Annotated in this window: 17 protein-coding genes; 8 read left to right on the top strand and 9 right to left on the bottom strand. The window is 73.0% G+C overall.

The genetic code is table 11. The features are described 5' to 3' along the window. Positions 1 to 10: 10 nt before the first annotated feature. Positions 11 to 175 (top strand): hypothetical protein, encoded by a 165-nt coding sequence (locus tag ACIPPS_RS08560; protein ID WP_401428464.1) that lies wholly within the window; start codon positions 11 to 13, stop codon positions 173 to 175. Between the two features lie 158 nt (positions 176 to 333). Here ACIPPS_RS08560 and ACIPPS_RS08555 read toward each other — a convergent pair whose 3' ends face one another. The 4 genes from ACIPPS_RS08555 to ACIPPS_RS08540 all read right to left on the bottom strand — a co-directional run bounded on the left by ACIPPS_RS08555 (position 334) and on the right by ACIPPS_RS08540 (position 4106). Beyond that, a complete protein-coding gene (locus ACIPPS_RS08555; protein ID WP_401428462.1) occupies positions 334 to 1749 on the bottom strand; it encodes a flotillin family protein in 1416 nt (471 codons plus the stop codon). An 82-nt stretch (positions 1750 to 1831) separates the two neighbouring features. Next, on the bottom strand, positions 1832 to 2050 hold the full coding sequence (locus tag ACIPPS_RS08550) for a hypothetical protein (protein WP_401428460.1): 219 nt from the start codon (positions 2048 to 2050) through the stop codon (positions 1832 to 1834). 14 nt (positions 2051 to 2064) lie between these two features. After that, the gene (locus ACIPPS_RS08545) at positions 2065 to 2772 is read right to left on the bottom strand and encodes an alpha/beta fold hydrolase (RefSeq protein ID WP_401429543.1); all 708 of its coding nucleotides are present in this window, start codon (positions 2770 to 2772) and stop codon (positions 2065 to 2067) included. Positions 2773 to 2852: 80 nt separating this feature from the next. Continuing rightward, complete coding sequence (locus tag ACIPPS_RS08540; protein ID WP_401428458.1) at positions 2853 to 4106, bottom strand: MFS transporter; 1254 nt, start codon at positions 4104 to 4106, stop codon at positions 2853 to 2855. Positions 4107 to 4261: 155 nt separating this feature from the next. On the opposite strand from ACIPPS_RS08540, the gene ACIPPS_RS08535 reads away from it, so the two are divergent. The 3 genes from ACIPPS_RS08535 (at position 4262) to ACIPPS_RS08525 (ending at position 7154) form a co-directional block, all read left to right on the top strand. Continuing rightward, on the top strand, positions 4262 to 5284 hold the full coding sequence (locus ACIPPS_RS08535; RefSeq protein ID WP_401428456.1) for a LacI family DNA-binding transcriptional regulator: 1023 nt from the start codon (positions 4262 to 4264) through the stop codon (positions 5282 to 5284). 232 nt (positions 5285 to 5516) lie between these two features. Beyond that, on the top strand, positions 5517 to 5786 hold the full coding sequence (locus ACIPPS_RS08530) for a hypothetical protein (RefSeq protein WP_401428454.1): 270 nt from the start codon (positions 5517 to 5519) through the stop codon (positions 5784 to 5786). A 180-nt stretch (positions 5787 to 5966) separates the two neighbouring features. Next, positions 5967 to 7154, top strand: a complete 1188-nt coding sequence (locus ACIPPS_RS08525; protein ID WP_401428452.1) for a thiolase family protein — start codon at positions 5967 to 5969, stop codon at positions 7152 to 7154. A 109-nt stretch (positions 7155 to 7263) separates the two neighbouring features. On the opposite strand, the gene trxA is transcribed toward ACIPPS_RS08525, so the two are convergent. Beyond that, positions 7264 to 7650 carry a thioredoxin gene (gene trxA / locus ACIPPS_RS08520; RefSeq protein ID WP_401428450.1) on the bottom strand — a complete coding sequence of 129 codons (387 nt, stop codon included), beginning with the start codon at positions 7648 to 7650 and terminating at the stop codon, positions 7264 to 7266. A gap of 207 nt (positions 7651 to 7857) precedes the next feature. On the opposite strand from trxA, the gene ACIPPS_RS08515 reads away from it, so the two are divergent. Together ACIPPS_RS08515 and ACIPPS_RS08510 are read left to right on the top strand one after the other, a co-directional pair. Then, on the top strand, positions 7858 to 9309 hold the full coding sequence (locus ACIPPS_RS08515; protein ID WP_401428448.1) for a dihydrolipoyl dehydrogenase family protein: 1452 nt from the start codon (positions 7858 to 7860) through the stop codon (positions 9307 to 9309). Continuing rightward, on the top strand, positions 9306 to 10175 hold the full coding sequence (locus ACIPPS_RS08510; protein ID WP_401428446.1) for a 3'-5' exonuclease: 870 nt from the start codon (positions 9306 to 9308) through the stop codon (positions 10173 to 10175). Before ACIPPS_RS08515 ends, ACIPPS_RS08510 begins: the two co-directional genes overlap by 4 nt. A 194-nt stretch (positions 10176 to 10369) precedes the next feature. Here the strand turns inward: ACIPPS_RS08510 and ACIPPS_RS08505 are convergent, their stop codons facing one another. Further along, complete coding sequence (locus tag ACIPPS_RS08505) at positions 10370 to 10984, bottom strand: TetR/AcrR family transcriptional regulator (RefSeq protein ID WP_401428444.1); 615 nt, start codon at positions 10982 to 10984, stop codon at positions 10370 to 10372. 167 nt (positions 10985 to 11151) lie between these two features. Here ACIPPS_RS08505 and ACIPPS_RS08500 point away from each other — a divergent pair, with 167 nt between their 5' ends. Together ACIPPS_RS08500 and ACIPPS_RS08495 are read left to right on the top strand one after the other, a co-directional pair. After that, a complete protein-coding gene (locus tag ACIPPS_RS08500; RefSeq protein ID WP_401428442.1) occupies positions 11152 to 12558 on the top strand; it encodes a purine-cytosine permease family protein in 1407 nt (468 codons plus the stop codon). A 73-nt stretch (positions 12559 to 12631) separates the two neighbouring features. Next, the gene (locus ACIPPS_RS08495; protein ID WP_401428440.1) at positions 12632 to 14293 is read left to right on the top strand and encodes an amidohydrolase; all 1662 of its coding nucleotides are present in this window, start codon (positions 12632 to 12634) and stop codon (positions 14291 to 14293) included. A gap of 63 nt (positions 14294 to 14356) precedes the next feature. Here the strand turns inward: ACIPPS_RS08495 and ACIPPS_RS08490 are convergent, their stop codons facing one another. The 3 genes from ACIPPS_RS08490 to ACIPPS_RS08480 form a co-directional block, all read right to left on the bottom strand. Then, positions 14357 to 14974: a DUF305 domain-containing protein gene (locus tag ACIPPS_RS08490; protein WP_401428437.1), complete on the bottom strand. Its 618-nt coding sequence runs from the start codon at positions 14972 to 14974 to the stop codon at positions 14357 to 14359. A 123-nt stretch (positions 14975 to 15097) separates the two neighbouring features. Continuing rightward, the gene (locus ACIPPS_RS08485) at positions 15098 to 15583 is read right to left on the bottom strand and encodes a hypothetical protein (RefSeq protein WP_401428435.1); all 486 of its coding nucleotides are present in this window, start codon (positions 15581 to 15583) and stop codon (positions 15098 to 15100) included. A 64-nt stretch (positions 15584 to 15647) separates the two neighbouring features. Next, positions 15648 to 15992 carry a tetratricopeptide repeat protein gene (locus ACIPPS_RS08480; protein WP_401428433.1) on the bottom strand — a complete coding sequence of 115 codons (345 nt, stop codon included), beginning with the start codon at positions 15990 to 15992 and terminating at the stop codon, positions 15648 to 15650. Positions 15993 to 16034 lie beyond the last annotated feature (42 nt).

Genomic DNA, 16034 nt, shown 5'->3' with positions numbered 1-16034 from the left:
GAGGCACATCGTGGGCAAGAAACAGACCCGGGTGAACAAGGGCGCCCGAACGGGCGGCCACGAACACCGGACCGAGGCGGCGGCGAAGGAGACGACATCGGCTGTGCGGGAGACGCCCCGGCCGATCATCGAGCACGTGTCCCACAAGAAGGAGCGGAAGTTCGGCCACAACTGACCGGCTTCCCCCACGCGACTGACCGGCTTCCCCTCCACGACGACCGTGGCCCGGCGCCCTCACGGCGCCGGGCCCGGCCCTTGTGGACGCGGACGTGCCCGGCGCGGCGTGGCGCGCACCCGCGCTGCCCGCGCCCGCACCCGTAGGCTCCGGTACGGCTACTCCCGGTCGTCACCGACCGGGACCGGCTCCGTCCGCGGCGGCGCGGCCGCCCCGTTCAGGGACGGCGCCCCGGCCGCCGGGGCGCCCGGACTCATGTTCGTCAGCAGCTGGCGGGCGAGCCCCAGACCCGTCCCGCCCATGGTCAGGGCCTTGGCGAACATCTCCGCCATGCCGTCCGCGCCGTTCAGCAGGACCATCTGGTCCACGTTGCCGAAGGCCGACGCACCGGCCTCGACGATTTCCGGCCACTTCTCGGCCAGCTGCTGAGCGACCACGGCCTCCTGGTTCTCGGCCAGGGCCGCCGCCCGCGCCGCGATCGACTCCGCCTCGGCGAGACCCTTCGCCCGGGTCGCCTCCGCGACGGCGAGCCCCCGCGCCTGCTGGGCCGCCGCCTCCGCCTCACCCGTCAGCCGGGTCGCGGTCGCCCGCGCGGCGCTGGCCAGCTCGGTCTCCTTGGCCTCCGCCTGCGCCGCCGAGATCCGCGCGTCGCGCTCGGCCTCGGCCCGGGTCCGGGTCTCGTACGCCTGCGCGTCCGCCGGCTTGCGGACGTCCGCCTGGAGCTGCTGCTCCTTGCGGTGCGCCTCCAGTTCGGCGACCCCCGTCTCCTGTACGACGACCTCCTGACGGGCGCCCGCCTCCGCGAGCGGCCCGGCCTGCCGGGCCTTCGCGGACGCCTGGTCCCGCTCCGCCTGGTAGCCGGCCTGGAGGATCTCGCTGTCCCTGGTGGCCTCCGACATCCGGGCGGCGGCCTGCTGCTCGGCCTCGGTGGCCCGCCGGTTGGCCTCGGCCTGCGCGATCCGGGCGTCGCGCTGCACCGCCGCCGCGTGCGGCGCGGCCAGGTTCTTGATGTACCCCGTCGGGTCCTCGATCTCATGGATCTGCAGCGAGTCGACGATCAGACCGAGCTTCTCCATCTCGGTGCCACAGGCCGAACGCGCCTGCCCGGTCAGCTTCTCCCGGTCCCGGATCATGTCCTCGACCGTCAACCCGCCGACGATGGCGCGGAGATGACCCGCGAAGACGATGTGCACCCGCTCCGACATCAGCTTCTGCTGGTCGAGGAAACGGCGGGCGGCGTTGGCGATCGACACGAAGTCGTCGCCGACCTTGAAGATCACCACACCACGGACCTTGAGCGGAATGCCCTGGTGGGTGACGCACTCCACCTGCAACTGCGTCTCGTTGAGGTCCAGCGACAGCTTCCGTACCGCCTGGACGCCCGGCAGCACGAGCGTGCCGCGTCCCGTGACGATCCGGAAGCCCATGCCCTCGCCGAGCCCCTCCATCTTGTGGTTGGAACCGGAGATGATCAGCGCCTCGTTGGGTTCAGCGACGCGCCACATGAGTTTGAACAGTGCGATGAGGGCGAGGACGGCGACGACCACGCCGCCCGCCAGGATGCCGATGCCCATGGGCAGCTCCCCCTTCACCGGAGCCGTTGCGGATCCGGTGAAGGGAGTGTGCGCCCGACGGGACGGGCGCTCAATGGATGGGTCAACTGTCGTACGCGGCTGTGACATAGACGGTGCGTGGAGGGAGATGTTCCACGACCATCACGACCGTTCCGGTACTGATCCGTTCCTTGCCGTCGGCCGCGTAGGCGAGGAAGTGCTCGGCGCCGCCCCGGATCCGGACGATCACCTCGCCGACGAGACCCGGCCCGACGGTGCCGGTGACCCGGCCGGGCAGGCCCACCATCGAGACGTCGTCCATGACCACACGGTACGTCAGATCCATCCGTCCAGAGCGGCCATGAACCCGTCGAAGTCGTCGCGGTGGATGGTGTGTCCGGCGCCGGCGACCGTACGGACGTCGAAACCGCGCTCCACGAGCATCCGCGCGTTCTCCGCGGAGACCAGCAGGCTCGGGTCGGCCAGGGCGACCAGCGAGGGGACCCCGGCCTTCGCGGGCCACAGATCACGCCCCACACAGCCCACGAGACCGTGGGCCGCGTGCTCGTCCCAGAGCCGTACGGTCGCCATCTCGATGTCCAGATCCTGCTGCTCCCAGCGGGGGTTGAAGGTCGCGATGTGCTCCCGCGTGAACGACTTGGCGTGCGTGAACAGCTCCGGACGATAGCCCGCCTTCCCGGCGGGCAGGTGCCAGGCCGGGTCGACGTACACCGCGCGGAGCGGGGCGAGCCGGTCCACCGCGGCGGCCAGGCTCAGCCCGCCGAGCGAGTGGCCGAGGGCCAACTCGGCCCCGGCGGGCAGGGTTTCGACGAGATCGTCGGCGTAGTCCGCCGGCGTGTACCCCTCGGGCCCGGCGGCCCGGCCGCTGGCGCCGTGGCCGCGCAGATCCACCGCGATCACCCGGTAGCCGCGCTCGGCGAGGGCCGGCCCGACCCGGCGCCAGGTGCGGTGGTCGGACATGATCCCGTGGACCAGGAGCGCGATCCGGTCACCGGATCCCCAGGTGCGGGTGTTCAGCAGCACGTCGAAGCCTCTCGCGGAGCGGGCGGACGGGATGGAGGGAAGCAAGGGACCGTACGAGCGTACGGTCCCCGCCCCGGACTTCAGCGCACGCTGCGGATCGGGCGCACGGCGAGTGCGCCGAAGATCGACAGGACGGCCGCGATCAGGAAGAGGGCCGTGTATCCGCCGCTCAGCGAGACGATGAGCGAGGCCACGAACGGGGCGACGATCTGCGGCCCGGCGTTGGCGACGTTGAGCACGCCCATGTCGCGGGCCGCGTCCTCCGCCTTCGGCAGCACCATCGTGACCAGGGCCGTGTCCACCGCCATGTAGCAGCCGAAGCCGAGGCCGTTGACGGCGGAGAAGACGAGCATCGCGGTCCAGCTCGACGAGACGGCCGGGATGACGAGAGCGACGGCGGCGAGCGCGGCCGAGGCGCCGACGAACAGCTTGCGACGGTCGTAACGGTCCGAGAGCCAGCCGCCGAGGATGGTGGAGATCACCATGGCGACGGAGTTGAGCGGCATCAGGATCGCCACCGCCTCCTCGGGGCTGAGCCCGGCGGGCAGCTCGATGTGGTCCTTGAGGATGTACAGCTGGAATCCGGCGACCGCGAAGTACCCGAGGACGAGCAGCGCTCGGCCGATGAACGCCCAGCGGAAGTCGTGGTCCCTGAGCGCGCTGCCGAAGGCGGCCAGCTGCTGCCGCACGGGCAGCGGCGCCTTGGCGGGCATCCGCTCCTCGCGGGCGCAGGTGGTGAACAGGACGGCGGTCGCGGCCACGATCACACCGAAGACCAGGTAGCCGGTGCGGTAGTTCTCCGAGAACGCGGCGCCGACCAGTGCGCCGATGGTGGAGCCGATCGGCAGCCCCAGCCCGACGGCGGCCGAGGCCTTGCCGCGCGCGGCGACGGGGACCCGGTCGGGTACGACGGAGGTGATCGCCGCCTGGTAGACGTTCATCACCGCCTGGCCCAGACACCAGGCGATGAGCACGAGCAGGATCGTGTGCGCGCTGCCCAGCAGGAACATCACCGGTACCGCGAGCAGACCGCCCGCCAGGATCCAGGGGTTACGACGGCCCGACCGGTCCGACAGCGCCCCGGCGACCGGGTTGAAGACCGTGGCGAAGATCGCGGAGACCCCGGCGACCAGACCGAAGTTCGCCACCTTGTTCGCGGGATCGATGTCCTCGATCTGCAGCGCGAGCAGCAGGCCCGGCACGCCGACGTACAGCGCGTACATCGCCGTGTTCCCGGCGAGGAGCAGGGGCAGCAGACCGCGGGAGGGCCGATGGCCCGAGGGGGCTCCGGTTCCCGTGGTGGCGACTCCGGATGCGGAGGAGGAAAGGGCCACAGTGCCCTCCTGGTGAGGATCGCCCTGTGCGGGGGCGAGGAGCGGAATGTGCGACGGGTGACACGTGTCAGTGACACGTGTGAGCATTGTGTAGCACTCGAATCCGGCCATCCGCCAGACCTCGGGCCGGATCGTTCTGGAAAGATGCCGGAGCGATGAGCCAGTCACCCAGACAGTCCGCCCCACGCCCCGTCCCGACCAGCGCCGATGTGGCGCGGCTCGCGGGCGTGTCCAGAGCCACCGTCTCGTACGTCCTGAACAACACCGCGGCCGTACGGATCAGCGAGCCGACCCGGCAGCGGGTCCGGGACGCCGCCGAGGAGCTGGGCTACGTCCCGCACGCCGCCGCGCGGAGCCTGCGCGCCGGTCACAGCCGGATGGTGCTGCTGCCCACCGCGCACGTGCCGATCGGCCCCCTGTACAGCCGGTTCTTCAACGAGTTGCAGTGGGCCCTGCGCCGCCTCGACTACACCGTCGTGCAGTACGGCAGCCTCGGCCTCGAAGGGGACGAGGCCGCGCGCGCCTGGGCGGAGCTCCGGCCCGTCGCGGTGGTCTCGCTGGGCGAGGTCCAGCTCTCCGCGAGCGGCGTGGAGATCCTCAAGCGTTCGGGGGCCAAGGCCGTCATCACCGTCGGCCCGCACCGGGTCGAAGGGGCGCACGCCCTGGTCATGGACCACGGGCGGGTGGGGCGCGTCGCCGTGGAGCACCTGGTGGCACGGGGGCGGCGGCGGATCGGCGTGGTGCTTCCCGAGGAGCCGGGCCTGGAGATGTTCTCCGGCCCCCGTCTCGAAGGCGCCCGGCAGGCGGTGGCGGGGACCGACGCCACCGTCGTACCGCTGGCGCTGCGGTACGAGGAGGCGGCGGCGGACGAGCTCGCGGGGCGGTGGCGCGAACGGGGCCTTGACGCCGTGTTCGCGTACAACGACGAGTACGCGATGCTGCTCATGCGCGCCCTTCAGGACGCCGGGATCGACATCCCGGCCGAGACGGCGGTCGTGGGTTCGGACGACCTGCTGCTCGGGCGGCTGCTGCGGCCCCGGCTGACGACGGTGCGGCTCGACATGGTGATCGGCCGGCACCTGGCCGAACTCGTCGACACCACGGTCCGCGACCCCGACGCCACACCGGGCACCCAGGAGCTGATGGCCTCGCGGGTGATCGCCCGGGAGTCCAGCTGAGCGGACGGCGGCGGTCCGCGCGGCAGTGGCGGGCGGGTTGTGGCGGGCAGGGGCGGCGGTCCGCGGTCCGCGGTCCGCGCGGTAAGCGGTGGGGCGGTCGTGGCGGGGCGGTAGCGGTCCGCGCGGCAGTGGTGGGGCGGTCGTGGCGGGCGGGGGCAGGCGGGCGCGGCGCGGGTGCGTTCCGGCGGGGTCGTGGCGGGCGCCGGGCGGCGAAGCGGCTTAGCGTCGAAGCATGAGCACAGTTCCGCGGCGTTACGAGATCCTGCTCGTTCCCGAGCATGTGGTGGACCGGGGCGGCGCGTCCGTGGAGGACAGCGCGGTCCGGACGGCGGTCATCGAGGCCACGGGCCGGACGGGCGCGTCCGGCTACCCGCGCTACGAGGGGCACGGCATCGCCGCCGACGTCGACCCGGAGACGCGCACGGTCGAGGCGCTCCTCGTCGACGGCCGCGAACTCGACTACAGCCTGACCGCGCTGGTCCGGGCCGCGCCGGCGGCCTGACGCACCCGCTCCGGCCGGATCCGTTTCACCCACCACGTATCCGCGTTCCCCACCGTTGACAGGAGTTGCCGTCGGGCGGAGACTCGGCGCGCACGTCAACGAAGGAACATTCACCAGGCGAACGCGCGCGAGGGCGCTCGGCTGGGGCGGACCGCCCGAGGGGCACGTGGGAGAGAACCGATGAGCATCCGCGACGTCTACATCGTCGACGCCGTCCGCACCCCGATCGGCAGGTTCGGAGGCGCGCTCTCCGCCGTACGCCCGGACGACCTCGCCGCCCATGTGGTCAGGGCGCTGGTGGACCGTACACCCGCGCTCGACCCCGCCCGCGTCGACGACGTCTACTTCGGCGACGCCAACGGCGCCGGCGAGGACAACCGCGACGTGGCCCGCATGGCCGTCCTGCTCGCGGGCCTCCCGACCTCCGTCCCCGGCGTCACCGTCAACCGCCTCTGCGGCTCGGGCCTGGAGGCGGTGATCCAGGCGGCCCGCGCCATCGCGGTCGGCGACGCCTCCGTGGCGATCGCGGGCGGTGTCGAGTCGATGTCCCGCGCGCCCTGGGTCCTGCAGAAGCCCGAACGCGCCTTCCCGGCCGGCCACCAGCAGCTGCACTCCACGACGCTGGGCTGGCGCATGACCAACCCGAGGATGCCCGCCGAGTGGACCGTCGCGCTCGGCGAGGGCGCGGAGCTGGTCGCCGACAAGCACGCCCTCAGCCGGGAGCGGCAGGACGCGTTCGCCCTCGCCAGCCACCGCAAGGCGGCCGAGGCGTGGGGCAAGGGGCTCTACGACGGCGAGGTGGTGCCGTACCCGGGGGCGGAGCTGACCCGCGACGAATCCATCCGCGACACCACGTCCATGGAGGCCCTCGCCAAGCTCAAGCCCTCCTTCCGCAGCGAAGGCGGCACGGTCACGGCGGGCAACGCCTCACCCCTCAACGACGGCGCAGCGGCCCTGCTCCTGGTCGACGAGGAGGGCCTGCGGGAGACCGGCCGTGAGCCGCTCGCCCGGATCCGCGCCTCCGCGGTCACCGGCATCGAGCCCCAGCTCTTCGGGCTCGGGCCCGTCGAGGCGGTCCGGCGCGCGCTGGAGAAGGCGGGCCGCTCCTTCGCCGACCTGACGACCTTCGAGCTCAACGAGGCCTTCGCCGCCCAGTCCCTGGGATGCCTCGCGGAGTGGCCGGAACTCGATCCCGAGATCGTCAACCCGCGCGGCGGCGCCATCGCCATCGGCCACCCGCTGGGCGCCTCGGGCGCACGGCTCGCGGGCGCGGTCGCCCACCAGCTGGCCGCGGCGGGCTCGGGAACGGGCCTCGCGGCCCTGTGCATCGGCGTCGGCCAGGGCCTGGCGCTCGTACTGGAACGCTGACCGGAGGGTCGTCCGGCCGCCGGGGGTCCGAACGACGAAGCGGGGGCGGTACGGGAGATCCCGTACCGCCCCCGCTTCCGTCACAGCGGCGACATCGCCATCAGCGGAGCTACGGCTGCTGCTCCTGCTGCTCCTGCTGCTTCGCGTCCTCGATGGACTTGCGGACCTGGTCCATGTCGAGGTTGCGCGCCTGACCGATCACGTCCTCCAGGGCCGCCTCCGGCAGCGCACCGGGCTGGGCGAAGACGGCCACGTTGTCGCGGACGATCATCAGCGTCGGGATCGAGCGGATCTCGAAGGCGGCGGCCAGCTCCTGCTGCGCCTCGGTGTCCACCTTCGCGAAGACCAGGTCCTCGTGCCGCTCGGACGCGGCCTCGAAGACCGGCGCGAACTGGCGGCACGGACCGCACCAGGAAGCCCAGAAGTCGATCAGAACGAAGCCGTTGTCGCTCACGATCTGGTCGAAGTTGTCCTTGGTGAGCTCGACAGTGCTCATGTTTTCTACCTCTCCGGGTCTCCTGGCGGATGTCCCTCACGGTCCCCTGGGGACTCGCCCCGCACAACCGCGTATCGAGCCGCGCTATTCCGCGCCGCTCCGCGGGTGCACGAGGGCCGTTCCACGGGTGCACCGTGCGTGTTCCGCGCGTGCACGCCACGCCTGCCCATGTGGCCACGGCGCACACCTGCCACCAGACTGTTGCCCATGACACACGAGGTGGAGCATGAGTACGACGTGGTGGTCCTGGGCGCGGGCCCCGTGGGCGAGAACGTGGTCGACCGGGCCCGGGCGGCGGGCCTGAGCGTGGCCGTGGTGGAGAGCGAACTCGTCGGCGGGGAGTGCTCGTACTGGGCCTGCATGCCGAGCAAGGCGTTGCTCCGTCCGGTGATCGCCCGCTCCGACGCACGCAAGGTGCCCGGGCTGCGGCAGCTGGTCCAGGGCCCGTTGGACACGGCGGCGGTGCTCGCCCACCGCGACTACTACGTCTCCGACTGGAAGGACGACGGCGCCGTCGGCTGGCTCGACTCCACCGGAGCCCGCCTCTACCGGGGCCACGGCCGGCTCGCCGGCGAGCGGAAGGTCACCGTCGAGGGGCCCGAGGGCGACCGGCACGTCCTCACCGCGCGCCACGCCGTCGCCGTCTGCACCGGCAGCCGCGCCGCACTGCCCGACCTGCCGGGTCTCGCCGGGTCCCGGCCGTGGACCAGCCGCGAGGCGACCAGCTCCAAGGACGCCCCGGGCCGGCTGATCGTGGTCGGTGGGGGAGTGGTCGCGGCGGAGATGGCGACCGCCTGGCAGGCGCTCGGCTCCCAGGTGACGGTCCTGGTACGGGGCAAGGGGCTGCTGCCCCGGATGGAGCCATTCGTGGGCGACCACGTCGCCGACGCGCTGACCGAGGCGGGCGCCGACGTCCGTACCGGCGTGTCGGTCGCCGCGGTCGTGCGCGACGGGGGCACCGGACCGGTCATGGTGGTGCTGGAGGGCGGCGACCGAGTGGAGGGCGACGAGGTCCTGTTCGCGACCGGCCGCAGCCCGCGCACCGACGACATCGGCCTGGACACCGTCGGCCTGGAGCCCGGCTCCTGGCTCTCGGTGGACGACACCCTGCGCGTCGAGGGCAGCGACTGGCTGTACGCCGTCGGAGACGTCAACCGCAGGGCGTTGATGACCCATCAGGGCAAGTACCAGGCGCGGATCGCCGGCGCGGCCATCGTCGCCCGTGCCTCCGGCGCCTCGCTCCTCGCGGACGACCGTTGGAGCGCGCACACGGCCACCGCCGACCACGCCGCCGTACCGCAGGTCGTCTTCACCGACCCCGAGGCGGCCGCCGTCGGGCTCTCGCTCGCCGAGGCCGAGAGCGCCGGGCACCGGGTACGCGCCGTCGACCTCGACCTCTCCGGGGTCGCGGGCGCCGGGCTGTACGCCGACGGGTACCGGGGCCAGGCCCGGATGGTCGTCGACCTCGACCGCGAGATCGTCCTCGGCGTCACCTTCGTCGGGCCGGGCGTCGGCGAACTCATCCACTCGGCGACCGTCGCCGTCGTCGGCGAGGTCCCGATCGAGCGGCTCTGGCACGCCGTCCCCTCGTATCCGACGCTGAGCGAGGCCTGGCTGCGGCTCCTCGAGGCCTACCGGGACGGTGCGGGGACGTCATGACCCCCGGGGCCCCCGACCTCACCAACGACTACGACGGTCCCTGCGCGGTCTGCGGGGCCGTCGTGCCGGCGGGTACGGGGGCCCTGCGGCACGGGCACGGACCGACGGACGGCTGGCAGGTCTACCACCCGGCGCACGTGCGCGAGCCCGGGCCGCCGGCCCGGCAGAACGTGCCGGGCTGGCACCACCGGCGGCTCCTGTCGGTGGACATCGTCTCCACCGGCCACCGGACGGCGGTGGATCGGATCCTCACCGCGTCGGTGCGCGGAAGCGACGGGTATACCGGATATTGGATCATGGATATCGGATCCGATATCCATGATCCAATATCCGCCGAGGCGCCGGCCGTCGCCGCCGCCGTCGCACGCTCCCGCTCCGAGGGGACCCCCGCGCCCCGCGCCCTCGACGACCTCGCGACCGTCCTCACCGAGCACCTCGCCGCGCACGAGGTGCTCGTCGTCTGGTTCGCGCCGTACGTCCTGACCACCCTGCACGCCGAACTCCTGCGCCACGACCTGGCCCCGCTGACCGACCGCCTCCCGCAGGGCGTCGCCCCCGTCTGCGACCCCCTGGTCCTGGACCGCCACGCCGACCGCTTCCGCACCGGCCGCCGCTCCCTGCGGGCCGTCGCCGAGTGGTACGGCGTCCCGCACGGTGACCCCGGGGACGCGGCGTCGGACGCCGAGGCCGCCCTCGCGCTCGCCCGGGTGATCCCGGACTCGTACCCGGCCCTCGCCAAGCTGTCCCGCCCGGCGCTCCACACCGAGCAGATCCGCTGGTACGCCGACCAGACCCGGCGCCACCCCGACGCCCCGCCCTGGCCCTTCACCCCCACGGCCCCCGAACCCTGGCAGCCCAGCACCTAGAGACGCACCGACACCGGCTCCGACTCACGCCCCGCCCCCGCCCCCGCCCCGGCATCCGCATCCGCCCGGCGCCCACGCCGGCCCCGCCCCCGCGCCCGCCCCGGCATCCGCATCCGCCCGGCGCCCACGCCGGCCCCGCCCCCACGCCCGCCCCGACCCTCACACCCGCCCCGGCGCCGGCCCCCACACCCGCCTCAGCCCCGCGGCACCAGTAGCCCCGTCGCCGAACGGGCGGTGTCGAGGGCCGGGCGGGCGTCGGGGCCCGGGTCCTGGCCGAGGACCACGCGGGTGCTCAACCCGTCGAGGAGGGCGAGGAGTTCGGACGCGCGCGCGGTCACCTCGTCGGCGTCCATCGGCACGAAGCGGGACTGGTCCACCCCCTTGGTGAGCAGGGCCTCCAGGTCCTCCTGCCAGCCCCGGTCCAGTTCCCGCTGGGCCTCGCGCAGCGCCTCGTTCGCCGGGGTGCGCGCCCAGAGCTCGATCCAGAGCATCCACCGCGGATCGCGCGGGCCGTGCGGCAGGTACAGCCGGAGGAACAGGTCGAGCTTGCGCTCCGCCGTCAGCCGGCGGGCCAGCAGCGCCCGCCGCTCCTCGGAGAGGGCCGCCTCGCTCCAGCGCAGGGCGGCGAGCAGCAGCAGGTCCTTGCTGCCGAAGTAGTACAGGATGTGGCCGCCGCTCGTGCCCAGGCGTTCGGCCAGCGCCGACATGGTGAGCGCCGCGAGGCCGTTCTCGGCGATGGCCGCCATCGCCTCCTCCAGCATCCGCTCCTGGGTGATGTGCCCGTCCCGCCGTCGTGCCGCCCCTGCCACCCGCTCAGCCTCCGTCCCCGTGACCCCGCCAGGTCTCCGTCCCCGTGCCCCCGCCAGGTCACGACTTTAACCGCAGGTCTCCAGGGTATTGACGCGGCCGTCACCTCTCGCACATCTTGAACCCTGTTCTAACTTCTAGAACGTCATTCAAAGTCTGGGGAGTGGGCATGCTGCACCAGGAGAGAGCACCGGACACCGGGCGTGACGGGCGTGACGAGGTCTTCCAGCTCGAGGGCCACGGAATCGATCCCATCCCCGACGCGGAGCGGCACGGCGGCGCGAAGGACCTCTTCTGGCTCTGGTTCGGCTCCAACCTCACCTTCACCTACGTGATCAACGGCGCCCTCGCCGTCGCCTTCGGCCTCTCCTTCTGGCAGGCCACCGCCGTCGTCGTGATCGGCGGACTCTCCTTCTTCGCGATCAGCGCCGCCGGCCTCAGCGGCATCCGCACCGGCACCGCCACCCTGGTCGTCTCCCGCGCGGCCTTCGGCGTGCGCGGGAACTGGCCCGCCGGGTTGCTCAACTGGATCGTCAGCATCGGCTACACCATCGTCAACACGGTGGTCGGCACCCTCGCCCTCGAAGCCTTCCTCGCCGACCTCGGCTGGGCCGGCGGCGACACGGCCCGCGCGGTCGCCCTCCTGGTCACCCTCGCGATGACCTTCGCCGTCGCGCTCTGGGGCCACGCCACCGTCCAGTTCGCCGAACGCTGGATGGCCTACGCCCTCGCCCTCGGCTTCGCCGCCCTGCTCGTCTTCGTCCTGCCCGGCGCCGACACCGGGGCCACCCAGGCCGCCGGCCCCGGCGTCTCCGCCTGGAGCCTCGCCCTCGTCGTCATGTTCGCGGGCCCCTTCTCGTACGTCCCGATGCCCGCCGACTACACCCGCTACCTGCCGCGCACCACCTCGCTCAAGGCCCTCACCTGGAGCGGCGCGCTCGGCGGGTTCCTCTCCTCCGTGGCACTCGGCGTCGCCGGAGTCGCCGCGGCGACGCAGACCGACATGACCGACGCGGTCGCGGGCGCCGAGGGGCTGCTCCCCAGCTGGTTCCAGCCGCTCTTCCTCGCCCTGGTCCTCGGCGGCTCGGTCACCAACTCGATCATCACGCTCTACTCCTCCAGCCTGAACCTCCAGGTCCTCGGCATCCCCTGGAGCCGCGCCCGCGCGATCGTCATCAGCGCGGCGGTCACCGCACTCGGCTCGCTCGGCGCCCTCTTCCTCACCGACTTCACCACCTCGCTGCTCGCCTTCCTCTCCCTCCTGATCATCGTCTTCGCCCCCTGGGGCGGGGTCTTCCTCGCCGACATGGTGATGCGCCGCTGCACCTACGACTCCGACGCCCTGCACACCGGAGAGAGCGGCGCCTACTGGTACCGCTCCGGCTGGCACCCCGCCGGAATCACCGCCCTGCTCGCGGGCATGGCCTTCGCCGCCCTGACCTGCGACTCCGAACTCTGGACCGGCCCCCTGGTCGCCCCCCTCGGCGGCGCCGACCTCACCCTGCTCGGAGCGGTCGTCTCCGCGCTGGTGTACGCCGCCCTGGCGCGCCGCACCGCCGTCCCCGTACAACCGTGACACCCCGAGCGCCGACCGAAGCCGACGCACCCACCCCAGCGACACCCGCACCAGAAGCAGGAGTTCGACCGACATGACCAGCACCACCCCCGCCGACCTCGTCCTGACCGGGGCGCGTATCCACACCGTCGACCCGGACCTGCCCGAGGCGGAGGCGCTCGCCGTACGGGACGGACGCATCGTCTGGCTCGGCGCGGAGGCCGACGCCGCGCACTGGACCGGGCCGGACACCACGGTCGTCGACGCGGGCGGCCGCCTGGTCCTGCCGGGCTTCATCGACGCCCACAACCACGTACGCCTCGGCTCCGACGACGCCTGCGTCCAGCTCGCCGGGGCCCGTACGCTCGACACGATCCACGAGCGGATCACCGCCTGGCGGGCGGCCCACCCGGACGCCCGGTGGATCGAGGCCGAGGCCTTCGACTACTCCGCGATCCCCGGCGGGCGCATGCCCACCGCCGCCGACCTCGACCCCGTCACCGGCGACACCCCGGCCCTCGTCCTCAGCTACGACGTGCACACCGCCTGGCTCAACACCGCGGCCCTGCGCGCGCTCGACGTCGGCCGGGACCGCACCGACCTGCCGTTCGGCACCGCCGTCACCGACCCCGAGACCGGCGAACCCACCGGATTCGTCAAGGACTTCGCGGTCAAGGGCCTCTCCCGCGCCGGTCACCGCGCGCTGCGCGAGCTCGGCGTACCGTGGGCCTCGCCGGACCGGCAGTACGGCAGGCTCGCCAAGAGCCTCGACGACGCCATCACGTACGGCATCACGACGGTCGTCGAACCGCAGAACTCCCTGGACGACCTCGCCCTGTTCACGCGCGCCCGCGCCGAGGGCCGACTCCGTTCCCGGATCGTCGCCGCCCTCTTCCACCCGCGCGGTACGACGGACGCGGAACTGGACGAATTCGCCGCGGCGGCGAAGGAGTTCGCCGACGACCGGCTGCGCGTCGGACCGCTCAAGCTGTACATCGACGACGTGGTCGAGCCCCGTACGGCGGCGCTCCTGGAGCCGTACGCCGGCTGCGGTCACCACCGCGGCGACACCTTCTACCCGCCGGAGGAGTTCGCCGACCTGCTCACCGGTCTCGACGCGCGCGGCTTCCAGTGCTTCGTGCACGCCACCGGCGACCGGGGTATCCGTACGGTGCTCGACGCCGTCGCCGCGGCCCGCGCCGCCAACGGCCCGCGCGACGCCCGCCACCAGGTCGTCCACGTCGAGTGCCTCGACCCGGCCGACACCCCCCGCTTCGCCGAACTCGGCGTCGTCGCCTGCATGCAGCCCCGCCACGCCGCGCCCGACATCGCCGGCCCCGGCCAGGACTGGGCCGAGAACATCGGCCCCGACCGCTGGCACAAGGCCTGGCCCCTGCGCAGTCTGCACGCCGCCGGCGCGGTCCTCGCCCTCTCCAGCGACTGGAACGTCGCCGAGATGGACCCCATGGTCGGCATCTACACCGCCGTCACCCGCCGCGCGCTGAACGGCGGGGGAGCGGCCTGGACCCCGGAGGAGACGATCGACGTCACGACGGCCGTCGAGGGCTACACCATGGGCTCGGCCTACGCCAACTTCCTCGAGGAGGAGCGGGGTTCGCTGACCGTCGGCAAGCTCGCCGACTTCGTCGTGCTGTCCCGCGACATCCTCCGGATCGACCCGGAGGAGATCCTCGGCACGGTCGCCGAGACGGTCGTGGTGGGCGGCGAGATCGTCCACGCGCGGCCGCGCGGCTGAGTCCGGGTACGGGTGGGCGTACCGGCGGCCCCCGACATACGGGGGCCGCCGGTACGGCACCGGTCAGAGCCGCCCGAGGATCTCCTTCAGCTCGGCGATCTCGGCGGACTGGGTGCGTACGACGTCGTCGGCGAGCTTGCGGGCCGTGGCGTCGCGACCGTTCTTCCGCTCGGTCTCGGCCATGTCGACCGCGCCCTCGTGATGGGCGATCATCAGCTCGGCGAACTTCCGGTCGAAGGCCCTGCCTCGCAGTGCGGCCAGATCCTTCATGTCCTGCTCGGACATCATCCCGGCCATGGAGTGACCCCCACCGCCGTGGCCGCCACCGTGGGTGGCGGGGGCCTCGGGCTTCCCCCAGGCGGTGAGCCAGGCCTTCATGGTCCGGATCTCCGGGTCCTGGGCCTTTTCGACGTCGGCGACGATCTTCTTGACGCCGGCGTCCTCGGCCCGCCCGTCGGCGAGCCGCGCCATCTCCAGGGCCTGCTGGTGGTGCGGGATCATCGCCTGCGCGAAGGCGACGTCCGCGTCGTTGAACGCGCCGGCGGTACGGGAGGCGGAGGCGGAGGGCTTCCCGGCGCCGGGGGCCGTCTCCGTACCGCAGCCGGAGAGCAGAAGGCCGGTGAGGGCGACGACGGCTCCTGCGCCGGCCATCCGGCGGTTGTGGGGGTGGAAGGCAGACATCTCTGAGACACCTCGTGTGCTGTGCGGCCTGTGGGCCCGCGGGCCTGTGTGGCCTGTGCTGTCGGAAGGGCTGACGTGACGCTTCTGCGGGCGGCGCGAGGCGGCCCGCGGCGGCGATACGGCCTAGATCCGCAGGACGGACAGCTGAGCGAGGTCGGGAGGTCTGGGCGGCGGGGCGTTCGGACCCAGCGCGGGGAGGAGTCGACCGAGGAGCCGGACCAGCCGGTCGAGGTGGAGCCCGAGGGCGGCGAGGACGACCCGGGCCAGGGCCCAGACGCCGAGGACGGCCACGCAGAGCGTGGCCATGTCCCCGTGCGCACCGGAGTCGTCGGGCGCCTCGCTCCCGGCGCGAGGGGCGACGGGACCACGATCGGGCGCGGAGGCGGCGCCGTGGGTGAGGCGCTGCTCGGCGCCCGTCGCCGACGCGCCATGGGCGATGCGCTCGGCCCCGCTCGCCGGAGCGCCGTGGGTCATGTGCTGCTCGGCGCCCGTCGCCGAAGCGCTCTTCGGATGGCCGAAGGCGTGCATCACGAAGACGCCCAGGGCGAGCACGACGACGAGCAACAGGTGCGCGAGGGCGCCTGTCGCTCTCATCCCGCTCGTACGCATGATCCGGACCTCCTGGCAGGAGCGTACCGAACGGCCCCCGGCGACCGGCGCGACACCGCCGGGTTCACTCCGGCAGGTCACCGCTCATGGCGGCGGCGAGCCGCAGATGCGGCGCGGCCTCCGCGTGCCGGCCCTGGCGCTCCAGGGTGCGACCGAGCATCAGCCGGGCGTAGTGCTCCACCGGGTCCCGGTCGAGGACGGCGCGGAGCTCGGTCTCGGCGCGGGAGAGCTGGGCGGAGTGGTAGTAGGCCCGGGCGAGCAGCAGGCGCTGGGCGGTCTGGTCCGGGTGCTCGGCGACGAGACCGCGGAGGATGCGGGCAGCGGTCAGGTACTCCTTGGCCTCGAAGAACAGTTGGGCGCGGTCCCAGCGCTCGGCCGCCGTACCGAACTCGTAGTACGTGTCGTTCACTTGCTCTCCCTCGTGGCGTCTCTACCCTGCCACCCGAAGGGG

The sequence above is a fragment of the Streptomyces sp. NPDC090127 genome, assembly GCF_044746945.1.
Lineage (GTDB): Bacteria > Actinomycetota > Actinomycetes > Streptomycetales > Streptomycetaceae > Streptomyces.
Note: the sequence above shows the minus strand (reverse complement) of the source record. Positions and strands in the feature narration are given on the sequence as shown.

Coding starts and splice junctions, on each gene's coding strand:
- ACIPPS_RS08515 (WP_401428448.1), top strand. CDS start 7,858: ATGACACACGAGGTGGAGCATGAGTACGACGTGGTGGTCCTGGGCGCG.
- ACIPPS_RS08485 (WP_401428435.1), bottom strand. CDS start 15,583: ATGCGTACGAGCGGGATGAGAGCGACAGGCGCCCTCGCGCACCTGTTG.
- ACIPPS_RS08550 (WP_401428460.1), bottom strand. CDS start 2,050: ATGGACGACGTCTCGATGGTGGGCCTGCCCGGCCGGGTCACCGGCACC.
- trxA (WP_401428450.1), bottom strand. CDS start 7,650: ATGAGCACTGTCGAGCTCACCAAGGACAACTTCGACCAGATCGTGAGC.
- ACIPPS_RS08530 (WP_401428454.1), top strand. CDS start 5,517: ATGAGCACAGTTCCGCGGCGTTACGAGATCCTGCTCGTTCCCGAGCAT.
- ACIPPS_RS08490 (WP_401428437.1), bottom strand. CDS start 14,974: ATGTCTGCCTTCCACCCCCACAACCGCCGGATGGCCGGCGCAGGAGCC.
- ACIPPS_RS08525 (WP_401428452.1), top strand. CDS start 5,967: ATGAGCATCCGCGACGTCTACATCGTCGACGCCGTCCGCACCCCGATC.
- ACIPPS_RS08535 (WP_401428456.1), top strand. CDS start 4,262: ATGAGCCAGTCACCCAGACAGTCCGCCCCACGCCCCGTCCCGACCAGC.
- ACIPPS_RS08555 (WP_401428462.1), bottom strand. CDS start 1,749: ATGGGCATCGGCATCCTGGCGGGCGGCGTGGTCGTCGCCGTCCTCGCC.
- ACIPPS_RS08500 (WP_401428442.1), top strand. CDS start 11,152: ATGCTGCACCAGGAGAGAGCACCGGACACCGGGCGTGACGGGCGTGAC.
- ACIPPS_RS08495 (WP_401428440.1), top strand. CDS start 12,632: ATGACCAGCACCACCCCCGCCGACCTCGTCCTGACCGGGGCGCGTATC.
- ACIPPS_RS08510 (WP_401428446.1), top strand. CDS start 9,306: ATGACCCCCGGGGCCCCCGACCTCACCAACGACTACGACGGTCCCTGC.